Source organism: Bacillus sp. V59.32b (assembly GCF_003429085.1).
In the GTDB taxonomy this organism is placed as follows: domain Bacteria; phylum Bacillota; class Bacilli; order Bacillales; family DSM-1321; genus Peribacillus.
This window is the reverse complement of the sequence record NZ_QVTC01000097.1, coordinates 1-9,761: the sequence shown is the minus strand read 5'-3', so window position 1 is coordinate 9,761 and position 9,761 is coordinate 1. Positions and strand designations below refer to the sequence as shown.

6 protein-coding genes and 21 tRNA genes are annotated in these 9,761 nt (G+C 44.7%); 25 read left to right on the top strand and 2 right to left on the bottom strand.

Annotation, left to right across the window (positions count from 1 at the left end):
• Positions 1 to 64: 64 nt before the first annotated feature.
• The 21 genes from D0463_RS17915 (at position 65) to D0463_RS17815 (ending at position 2,517) form a co-directional block, all read left to right on the top strand.
• Positions 65 to 140, top strand: a tRNA-Val gene (locus tag D0463_RS17915).
• A 1-nt stretch (position 141) separates the two neighbouring features.
• A tRNA-Thr gene (locus tag D0463_RS17910) sits at positions 142 to 217 on the top strand.
• 139 nt (positions 218 to 356) lie between these two features.
• Positions 357 to 432: transfer RNA gene (locus tag D0463_RS17905), tRNA-Lys, on the top strand.
• Positions 433 to 445: 13 nt separating this feature from the next.
• Positions 446 to 527: transfer RNA gene (locus D0463_RS17900), tRNA-Leu, on the top strand.
• 8 nt (positions 528 to 535) lie between these two features.
• A tRNA-Gly gene (locus tag D0463_RS17895) sits at positions 536 to 610 on the top strand.
• A 12-nt stretch (positions 611 to 622) separates the two neighbouring features.
• Positions 623 to 711: transfer RNA gene (locus D0463_RS17890), tRNA-Leu, on the top strand.
• A 15-nt stretch (positions 712 to 726) separates the two neighbouring features.
• Positions 727 to 803: transfer RNA gene (locus D0463_RS17885), tRNA-Arg, on the top strand.
• Between the two features lie 6 nt (positions 804 to 809).
• Positions 810 to 886, top strand: a tRNA-Pro gene (locus tag D0463_RS17880).
• A 10-nt stretch (positions 887 to 896) separates the two neighbouring features.
• Positions 897 to 972: transfer RNA gene (locus D0463_RS17875), tRNA-Ala, on the top strand.
• Positions 973 to 998: 26 nt separating this feature from the next.
• A tRNA-Met gene (locus D0463_RS17870) sits at positions 999 to 1,075 on the top strand.
• A gap of 165 nt (positions 1,076 to 1,240) precedes the next feature.
• A tRNA-Ile gene (locus D0463_RS17865) sits at positions 1,241 to 1,317 on the top strand.
• A 14-nt stretch (positions 1,318 to 1,331) separates the two neighbouring features.
• Positions 1,332 to 1,424, top strand: a tRNA-Ser gene (locus tag D0463_RS17860).
• Positions 1,425 to 1,626: 202 nt separating this feature from the next.
• Positions 1,627 to 1,700: transfer RNA gene (locus D0463_RS17855), tRNA-Met, on the top strand.
• 7 nt (positions 1,701 to 1,707) lie between these two features.
• A tRNA-Asp gene (locus D0463_RS17850) sits at positions 1,708 to 1,784 on the top strand.
• A gap of 146 nt (positions 1,785 to 1,930) precedes the next feature.
• Positions 1,931 to 2,003, top strand: a tRNA-Phe gene (locus D0463_RS17845).
• A gap of 23 nt (positions 2,004 to 2,026) precedes the next feature.
• Positions 2,027 to 2,099, top strand: a tRNA-His gene (locus D0463_RS17840).
• An 11-nt stretch (positions 2,100 to 2,110) separates the two neighbouring features.
• Positions 2,111 to 2,184 (top strand) — tRNA-Gly (locus D0463_RS17835).
• An 11-nt stretch (positions 2,185 to 2,195) separates the two neighbouring features.
• Positions 2,196 to 2,272 (top strand) — tRNA-Ile (locus tag D0463_RS17830).
• 1 nt (position 2,273) lies between these two features.
• A tRNA-Asn gene (locus D0463_RS17825) sits at positions 2,274 to 2,348 on the top strand.
• Positions 2,349 to 2,351: 3 nt separating this feature from the next.
• Positions 2,352 to 2,442 (top strand) — tRNA-Ser (locus tag D0463_RS17820).
• A gap of 3 nt (positions 2,443 to 2,445) precedes the next feature.
• Positions 2,446 to 2,517, top strand: a tRNA-Glu gene (locus D0463_RS17815).
• Positions 2,518 to 2,577: 60 nt separating this feature from the next.
• Here the strand turns inward: D0463_RS17815 and D0463_RS17810 are convergent.
• A complete protein-coding gene (locus D0463_RS17810; RefSeq protein WP_117308714.1) occupies positions 2,578 to 3,333 on the bottom strand; it encodes a TraR/DksA C4-type zinc finger protein in 756 nt (251 codons plus the stop codon).
• A 238-nt stretch (positions 3,334 to 3,571) separates the two neighbouring features.
• Positions 3,572 to 4,510, bottom strand: coding sequence for a 1,4-dihydroxy-2-naphthoate polyprenyltransferase (locus D0463_RS17805; protein ID WP_117308713.1), 939 nt, complete (start codon positions 4,508 to 4,510; stop codon positions 3,572 to 3,574).
• Positions 4,511 to 4,809: 299 nt separating this feature from the next.
• Here D0463_RS17805 and D0463_RS17800 point away from each other — a divergent pair, with 299 nt between their 5' ends.
• The 4 genes from D0463_RS17800 to menB are packed head-to-tail and all read left to right on the top strand — an operon-like array spanning position 4,810 to position 9,603.
• The gene (locus D0463_RS17800) at positions 4,810 to 6,216 is read left to right on the top strand and encodes an isochorismate synthase (RefSeq protein WP_117308712.1); all 1,407 of its coding nucleotides are present in this window, start codon (positions 4,810 to 4,812) and stop codon (positions 6,214 to 6,216) included.
• The gene (gene menD / locus D0463_RS17795; RefSeq protein ID WP_117308711.1) at positions 6,209 to 7,966 is read left to right on the top strand and encodes a 2-succinyl-5-enolpyruvyl-6-hydroxy-3-cyclohexene-1-carboxylic-acid synthase; all 1,758 of its coding nucleotides are present in this window, start codon (positions 6,209 to 6,211) and stop codon (positions 7,964 to 7,966) included. The genes D0463_RS17800 and menD overlap by 8 nt, the downstream gene beginning before the upstream one ends.
• Entirely contained in the window at positions 7,963 to 8,772 is an 810-nt protein-coding gene (menH, locus tag D0463_RS17790) for a 2-succinyl-6-hydroxy-2,4-cyclohexadiene-1-carboxylate synthase (protein WP_117308710.1), read from the top strand. Before menD ends, menH begins: the two co-directional genes overlap by 4 nt.
• Positions 8,773 to 8,784: 12 nt before the next feature.
• Complete coding sequence (gene menB, locus D0463_RS17785; protein WP_117308709.1) at positions 8,785 to 9,603, top strand: 1,4-dihydroxy-2-naphthoyl-CoA synthase; 819 nt, start codon at positions 8,785 to 8,787, stop codon at positions 9,601 to 9,603.
• Positions 9,604 to 9,761: the final 158 nt, after the last annotated feature.

The window sequence follows — 9,761 nt, the reverse complement described above, 5'->3', positions numbered from 1 at the left end:
TCAGCGCCGATGGTAGTTGGGGGATCTCCCCCTGTGAGAGTAGGACGTCGCCAAGCTTATAAATGGAGGATTAGCTCAGCTGGGAGAGCATCTGCCTTACAAGCAGAGGGTCGGCGGTTCGATCCCGTCATCCTCCACCATGCCGGTGTAGCTCAATTGGTAGAGCAACTGACTTGTAATCAGTAGGTTGGGGGTTCAAGTCCTCTTGCCGGCACCACTTTTTCGAGCCATTAGCTCAGTTGGTAGAGACGAGCAAAGCTTCTATGATTAAGCTGCGAGTTGCGGAGTTTACGTCTTGCAAAGAGGTAAACGAAGCACATCTTTAAAACAAGAGCAGCTAAGCAATTTTATATACCGAGCCATTAGCTCAGTTGGTAGAGCATCTGACTTTTAATCAGAGGGTCGAAGGTTCGAGTCCTTCATGGCTCACCATTTATATTTGTATGCGGGTGTGGCGGAATTGGCAGACGCACCAGACTTAGGATCTGGCGCCGCAAGGCGTGGGGGTTCAAGTCCCTTCACCCGCATTATTCATGCGGAAGTAGTTCAGTGGTAGAATACAACCTTGCCAAGGTTGGGGTCGCGGGTTCGAATCCCGTCTTCCGCTCCATATTATTTTTTTGCCGGGGTGGCGGAACTGGCAGACGCACAGGACTTAAAATCCTGCGGTAGGTGACTACCGTACCGGTTCGATTCCGGTCCTCGGCACCATTTATACATGTATATGCGCCCGTAGCTCAATTGGATAGAGCGTCTGACTACGGATCAGAAGGTTATGGGTTCGACTCCTTTCGGGCGCGCCATACATACGGGAAGTAGCTCAGCTTGGTAGAGCACTTGGTTTGGGACCAAGGGGTCGCAGGTTCGAATCCTGTCTTCCCGACCATGTCCATATTGGGGCCTTAGCTCAGCTGGGAGAGCGCCTGCCTTGCACGCAGGAGGTCAGCGGTTCGATCCCGCTAGGCTCCACCAATTTTATAAACCATATATTTTATTTTGGCGGTGTAGCTCAGCTGGCTAGAGCGTACGGTTCATACCCGTGAGGTCGGGGGTTCGATCCCCTCCGCCGCTACCATTTATAAAATATAAGGGACCTTTAGCTCAGCTGGTTAGAGCAACGAGTAAAGCGTCCATGAATTTGCTTCGAGTTGTACCCATCGAGCGTCTGCTTGATTAATCTTACTGAGATGGGGACAGACAGTAAGGAAATAGAGATTCGATATAATATCAATCTAAATAGGGACCTTTAGCTCAGCTGGTTAGAGCAGACGGCTCATAACCGTCCGGTCGTAGGTTCGAGTCCTACAAGGTCCACCATTTTTGTTGAATATGGAGGTATACCCAAGTCTGGCTGAAGGGATCGGTCTTGAAAACCGACAGGGGTGTCAAAGCCCGCGGGGGTTCGAATCCCTCTACCTCCTCCATAGTTTTTTAACCAGTAATTCTTAGCTTAGTGCATAAACAAATCTGCATCTATTTTTACCGTCGCGGGGTGGAGCAACGAGCGTTACTTCGTTGATATAACTGCGAGTTGTACCGATCGAACTACTGCTTGGTTTACTTCCTGAGATCGGGACAGTTTTAGAAAGTCTTAATGCATAAGCAAAACTGCATAATTTATATCGTCGCGGGGTGGAGCAGTCTGGTAGCTCGTCGGGCTCATAACCCGAAGGTCGCAGGTTCAAATCCTGTCCCCGCAATCATAATGGTCCGGTAGTTCAGTTGGTTAGAATGCCTGCCTGTCACGCAGGAGGTCGCGGGTTCGAGTCCCGTCCGGACCGCCATTTTTATTTTTAAAAAGTATTTGGCTCAGTAGCTCAGTCGGTAGAGCAACAAGCAAAGCATCCATGAGTGATCACCGAGTTGTACCCAACTTGTTGGGGACAAAGGACAAAATCCATTTAGGTTTAGCTAAACAATATTTTAATATGGCTCAGTAGCTCAGTCGGTAGAGCAAAGGACTGAAAATCCTTGTGTCGGCGGTTCGATTCCGTCCTGAGCCACCTTTTCAACATTTCTCTTTGTGGCGGTTGTGGCGAAGTGGTTAACGCATCGGATTGTGGTTCCGACATTCGTGGGTTCGATTCCCATCAGTCGCCCCTTTCATTATGCGGGTGTAGTTTAATGGTAAAACCTCAGCCTTCCAAGCTGATGTCGTGGGTTCGATTCCCATCACCCGCTCCAATATTTCGATTGGGCCTATAGCTCAGCTGGTTAGAGCGCACGCCTGATAAGCGTGAGGTCGATGGTTCGAGTCCATTTAGGCCCACCATTCCGCAGTAGCTCAGTGGTAGAGCATTCGGCTGTTAACCGAACGGTCGTAGGTTCGAGTCCTACCTGCGGAGCCATATAGAGAAGTACCCAAGTGGCTCAAGGGGCGCCCCTGCTAAGGGTGTAGGTCGCGTAAGCGGCGCGAGGGTTCGAATCCCTTCTTCTCTGCCACACGGCCCCTTGGTCAAGCGGTTAAGACACCGCCCTTTCACGGCGGTAACACGGGTTCGAATCCCGTAGGGGTCATACAGAAAAGCAGCATACCAAGTGTATGCTGCTTTTCTGTATTTATGCGGGAATCGCCGACTATTTTTTATCGTCATCCACATACCCATCTGAGCGCTTGTAAGGCACATCGCCCAATGGTGATTCGATATTTTCTTCATCCAGCACTTCTTCATATTCTTCTTGTTGTTTTGAAGGATAGGCTTTTCTGTTTTTACCGTCCATATCGTTCCCCAGGAAGCTTTCGTATTCCTCGGTAAATCCATCATTTTCATTCTCTGTCTTATATAAGGTATCATAAGATTCATGGTCTCCGGTATAGTCAGAAGGAGTCTCAGACGTTCCAAAGCGGGCGACTTCCCCAAAGCTATCTTCTTTATCGTTAATGTCATCGCCTTTCCGACGGTTTTCGAAGTGATCCCCATGAGAAGGTTCTAACACTTCTTCTTCCACGGGACGGTCCTTGGTCGCATTCTGTTCGGGGGTATGGTCCACACAATATAGGGTCGCTGGCACAGCTTCTAACCGCTCATAAGGGATTTCCTTTCCACATATTTTGCAAGTGCCATAAGAGCCATCCTCGATTGCCTGTAAGGCAGAATCGATTTTCTCAATCTCTGACTCTGCATGATTATCAATGGCCATGTTTCTTTCGCGTTCGAATAATTCCGTTCCCATATCTGCCGGATGGTTATCGTATGCAGACAATTCCCCGACAGCATCACTCTGACTGTCTCCCAGCCAATCCTCTCTATCGTGTGTCACTCTATCTTGCAGTTCTTCTTTATGATTCAACAGCTCGTCTTTTAGAGTAGTAATTTGTTCGCTAGTAGCCATATGGTTTGCTCTCCTTATCGTTTGAATATATTTGAGTTGCTTATACATTCAATACCCGAATTATTAAGGAGAAAAACAAACCACATTTTAGCATCACGTTGTGAAGGTATAGAAAGCTCGTGAATTGACGAGCATCAAAGCGGAGATTAGGCGTAGTTGCATTGATGAAGATAGAAAAGTATAAACTTTTCTATCTCCTCAAAAAAATATCCTTGCCAAAAGCAAGGATAAGAAAAAACTATAAGAAGTAGCTTATAAACAAGCCGATGGATAAAAGAAAACCAAAGAATGTATTCGTTTGTGCTGTTGCTTTCATGGCAGGCATCATTTGAATTGGGACAGTCTTTCCAATAAAACCTTTTGTTGCTTGGAAGGCTTTTGGGACACTGAACAATACTAACAAAACCCAGGGTGATACAGTTTCGAATGCGACAAGACATATAATCCATATATAAGTAAGCGTGAGCATCCAGCCGAGAAGGGATACAGCTTTTTTACGGCCGATTATAATCGCCAGCGTCTTTCTACCGTTTTTTTTGTCGCCTTCTAGATCGCGAATATTATTTGACAGATTTATTAAACCCACTAATATGCCGATTGGAATGGCAACCAATATAGAGAATGTGGTTACGTTTCCGGTTTGGATAAAAAAAGCCAGTTGTATGATAAGAAAACCCATGAAAAATCCGGCGAATAGCTCACCAAAGGGCGTGGATGAAATCGGCAATGGTCCGCCGGTGTATAAATATCCTATCGCCATACAAATCAAGCCGATGAGAGCGAGCCACCAGGAGGATTCCATACATATATACACCCCAAGCATTGTAGCAATGCCGTATAAAGAGAGTGCGAGTTTTAAGACTGTTTTTGGCGCCATGCCGTCTCTCACGATAGCGCCGCCAATGCCAATGGATTCTTCAGTATCCAGACCCCGTACAAAGTCATAATACTCATTGAACATGTTGGTCGCAGCCTGGATAAGTAGGCAGGCGAGCAGCATGGCGATAAAAAGCAAGACATTGATATCATATGACTGGATAGCGAGTGCAGTACCGATCAATACCGGCACAAATCCTGCAGTTAATGTATGTGGACGAGTCAGCTGCCATAAAACCCTCCAATTGGGTTTATTATCTGGAAGGACCGGAGTTGAATCTGTGTGAATTCGAGTTTGCATGATTTCTCTCCTTAAAAGTATATATAGATATTCTGAAATTATATCGTGAAACTAAATGTGAACAAAACGTTACAAAATAAGTGTAGAAAAATGAGAGGGCAGTGTCAATGTATTTTTTACTATAAAAAATGGCAATGTACGGAATCCTGTCAGGTTTTCATGATTCATTATATAATAAGGAAGTAAGGTGGACAAAATTATTCCAAAGTCGTTGGAATAATTGACATAAAGTCAAATCGAGGTGTATCTTTAAATAGGTTTGTAAAGCTTTTTAAAGGGAAAGAATAGGGGGATTTGTTTTGGCAATCTCACATGAAACTGCGTTGATTGAAGGGCTGAAAACAGCACTGGATGAAGCGAAACGAAAACAGCATAACGTCCTGTTCAGTGAAGTTGTAGAAGTTGATCATATCAACCCCTTTTCATTTTATCGGGCAGGAAGAGAACAATACTTGGGTGAACGCTTTTTTTGGCAAGATTCTAATAAAGAAATAATCCTAGCGGGTTTAGGTAAAGTTGAGAAACTTCAGGCGACAGCTGGCAGCACGCGATTTACGAATGTGGAAAGTAGCTGGAAGGATATCATGAAAAGTGCCATAAAGACAGGTGTCTCAAGTAAAGATGCTACAGGGCCGTTATTGTTTGGAGGCTTTTCTTTTGATCACAATAAAAGTGGTTCCCTATTGTGGGATCAATTTGGAGATAATTTATTCTATATCCCCACATTTATGCTATCGATTGTGAAGGGACAAGCATACTTAACCACTAACCTTATTTGTTCGCCGGAAGACCATCTGCAGCTCTTCATAAAGATGATAAATGAACGGGATTCAATCATAAACAGTGTAGTTGAAATTGAAGATAGACCTCAAGAAATTATTTCGAAAAAAGAAATAGCACCTGAGCAATGGAAGGATACCGTTGCAGGGACGATAGACGAAATTAAAAGTTCTGATTTGGATAAATTAGTGCTGGCGAGAGAAATGAGACTCGTCTTCAAAAATCCAATTTATTCAGAACAAGTTTTACAAAAATTAGCGGCCGAGCAGCAATCAAGTTTTATTTTCAGTCTGGAGGTCGGCAGTGATTGTTTTATCGGCGCCTCGCCTGAAAGATTAATTAAAAAGACCGGCAATGAAATGATTTCAACATGCCTGGCAGGTTCAATTGCCCGCGGTAAAGATAAGCAAGAGGATGAAAGGCTTGGACATGAATTGCTTCATGACCAGAAAAATCTCGTCGAACATCAATACGTCGTTTCCATGATTGGCGAAGCAATGAAAGCGGTGTGCGGGACGGTTCAGATTCCGGAGAGTCCTGTGTTAATGAAAAACCGTCATATCCAGCATTTATATACGCCTGTAAAAGGAATATGCGATGAATTTGTATCGATTTTTGAAATGCTTGAGAAGCTGCACCCGACTCCAGCTCTGGGCGGTTTGCCAAAGGAAAAAGCGGTTAAACGGATTCGGGAAGTAGAGCAGCTTGAACGGGGCTTTTATGCGGGACCGATCGGTTGGACAGATTCGTATGGAAACGGTGAATTTGCGGTCGCAATCCGTTCGGCCTTATTACAGGGGAAGGAAGCTTCTTTGTTTGCCGGCTGTGGCATTGTCGAAGATTCGACACCGGAAAGTGAATATATCGAAACAGCTATTAAGTTTAAGCCGATGTTAAGTGCCTTAGGAGGAAATGTGCATGAATGACAGACAAGTATTAACCGCATATATCGCATCTTTTGTAGATGAGCTTGCTCAGACGGATGTCAAACATGTTGTCGTTAGTCCAGGTTCAAGGTCAACTCCTTTGGCACTGGTGCTTGCTGAACATCCGGATATTACCGTGCATTTGAATATTGATGAGCGATCAGCCGCTTTTTTTGCTCTCGGGTTGGCAAAGGCGCTTCACGAGCCAGTTGCAATCGTTTGTACATCAGGGACGGCCACCGCCAATTACTATCCAGCAATAATTGAAGCCTACTATTCGAGGGTTCCTCTGGTCGTGCTGACAGCTGACCGTCCGCATGAGCTTCGGGATGTCAGCGCGCCACAGGCAATCGATCAGGTTCATATGTATGGAAAGCACGTTAAATGGTTTGTCGAGATGGCGATTCCGGAACATTCAGAGGAAATGATCAGATATGCGAGAACAATTGGAGCGCGGGCGGTAGCAACAGCTGCAAATGAACCAGCGGGACCGGTGCATTTGAACTTTCCGCTCCGTGAGCCGCTTGTTCCGCTCATGGATGATGTGAAGAATTATCGAAAAAACAGGGAAAGAAAAGCAACCGCGATAACTGTAGAAAGGGGGAAACTGACGCTAGCTCCTATACAATTGCAAGCGATTGCAAATGTCCTATCAGAATCCAAGCAGGGGATCATTGTCTGCGGTGAGTTAAAAAATGAGGAAGTAAAAGCAGCCGTTATTTCATTAGCGGAAAAGCTTTCTTTTCCAATTTTAGCCGACCCTTTATCCCAAATAAGGAGCGGGAGCCGAAACTCGGAAAATATAATCGACTGCTACGATACATTTCTCCGTGACGACAACGCAGTGGAGGTCCTTAATCCGGATTTGGTACTTCGTTTCGGCGCCATGCCTGTTTCAAAGGCCCTTTTGCTTTATTTAAAAAAACATAGACATGCAAGACATCTGGTAGTGGATGGTGGGGCCGGGTGGAGAGAGCCTGCCGGTCTGGTCACGGAAATGATTTACAGCAATGAACTCTCATTTTGCAGCAGTGTCTTAGAACGAATTGGAAAGAATGAAGACGGTACGTGGCGGGAAAAATGGCTTAAAGTGAATAACACAGCAAAACATGCTCTTTCATCAATTCGTGAGGAACAAGCATTAGATGAAGGTAAATTGTTTTTATTGATTCAAGACTTGATGCCGGAAAACTCAAGCCTATTTGTTGGGAATAGTATGCCAATCAGGGATTTGGATACATTCTTTTTTTCCAATGACCAAGAAATTAGGATATTTGCCAATCGGGGCGCCAATGGCATTGATGGTATAATTTCCACAGCTCTTGGCGTTAGTACCATAATGGAAAATACCGTGTTAGTTATTGGGGATGTGAGTTTCTTTCACGATATGAACGGCCTGATGGCTGCTAAGCTGCAGAAGACCAACATTACAATCGTACTGATTAATAACGATGGCGGCGGTATTTTTTCCTTTTTACCTCAAGCATTAGAAAAAGATTATTTTGAGACGTTATTTGGCACTCCACACGGTTTGAACTTTGCCCATGCCGTTGCTCTTTATGAAGGAAAGTACACGAACGTTAGTAATTGGGATGAATTCACAGAAACATTTGCAGAATCCTTTAAAATTCCCGGACTAAAGGTTATTGAAGTGCCGACAAACAGAGAATCAAATGTCTTAAAACATCGAAACTTGTGGAGTCATGTTTCCCAGGAAATAAAGGAAGCGTTACGTGAGGAATTAGAATGAAAATTGTCAGCGATGGTGTAAGATATCATGTTGACATAAGTGGTGAAGGGGAGCCAATGCTGCTTTTGCATGGTTTTACCGGAAGCCGAGAAACATGGAAATCACTTGTTCCTTTATTAGGTTCCAAGCACAAGCTTATTATGGTCGATCTAATTGGACATGGAGACACAGATTCGCCAGATGACTGCAATCGTTATAAAATAGAAAGAGTCGCAAAGGATCTGCAACATATTATTAAGGTCTTGGAATTGGAAAAAGTCGATATGCTTGGCTATTCGATGGGTGGCAGGCTTGCTTTAACCTTTGCTTGTATGTTTCCGCAATATATAAATAAACTTATCCTCGAAAGCGCTTCTCCTGGACTTTTAACTGCCGAGGAAAGAAGAATGAGGAGGAGACAGGATAAAGAGCTTGCAGAACGGATTTTGCACGTTGGCCTGAATCGATTTGTCGATTATTGGGAAAGCATTCCGTTATTTGAAACACAGCGGAACCTGACTGCTGAACAACTCCGAGACATGAGAAAACAACGGCTTTCAAACTCCGAGACAGGCTTGGCAAACAGTCTAATCGCAATGGGAACCGGCAGCCAGCCTTCCTGGTGGGATGAATTGCCACATCTTGATTTTCCAACTCTGCTTGTGACAGGAGAGCTTGATGATAAATTTTGCCGAATCGCCGGTAAGATGCAAAAACTATTGAAAAATGGTGATTGGCAGATAATAAAAGGATGCGGGCATGCAATTCATGTGGAAGATATCAAAAAGTTTGGTAAAATAATTAGTAGGTTTTTGTTGAAAGCATAAGGAGGAGATGTAATGGCAATAGAGTGGGCGACAGTTCGCGAGTATGAAGATATTTTGTATCAAAACTATAATGGAATCGCAAGGATTTCCATTAATCGGCCAGAAGTACATAATGCATTCCGTCCAAAGACGGTAATGGAATTAATCGATGCATTCTCGAGAGCAAGAGATGACTCGGGTGTAGGTGTGATTGTTTTGACGGGTGAAGGAGGAAAAGCGTTCTGTTCCGGCGGAGACCAGAGTGTCCGCGGACATGGCGGGTATGTAGGGGAAGATGAAATTCCGAGATTGAATGTTTTGGATCTGCAGCGGTTAATCCGGGTAATTCCTAAACCTGTTGTCGCCATGGTAGCAGGCTATGCGATTGGCGGCGGCCATGTGCTTCATGTGGTATGTGACTTGACAATTGCGGCTGATAACGCTGTGTTTGGACAAACTGGTCCAAAGGTAGGAAGTTTTGATGCAGGGTACGGTTCAGGATATCTTGCGCGTATCGTCGGACATAAGAAAGCGCGAGAAATCTGGTACCTATGCCGTCAATATAACGCCCAAGAAGCTTTGGATATGGGCTTAGTGAATACAGTTGTGCCGTTAGAGCAGTTGGAAGCAGAAACAGTGAAATGGTGTGAAGAAATGCTTGAGAAAAGTCCGACAGCTCTTCGTTTCTTGAAAGCAGCTATGAATGCTGATACCGATGGACTTGCCGGACTTCAGCAGTTTGCGGGAGATGCAACGCTTCTTTACTATACAACAGATGAGGCGAAAGAAGGCCGTGACGCATTTAAAGAGAAGCGCAAGCCGGATTTTGGGCAATTCCCTCGCTTCCCTTGATTCAAGAAGAGAAAATGAAAGCTCAACGGGGGTGACTCCGTTGAGCTCTTTTCTTATAGTTAGGCTCTGTTAAATTCCATTGTTGATTTTCAAATGGTTATGGAATCTACTCGCTTTCCGCGGACGAACTGGCAAGCCTCCTCACTCGTACCTCGCTG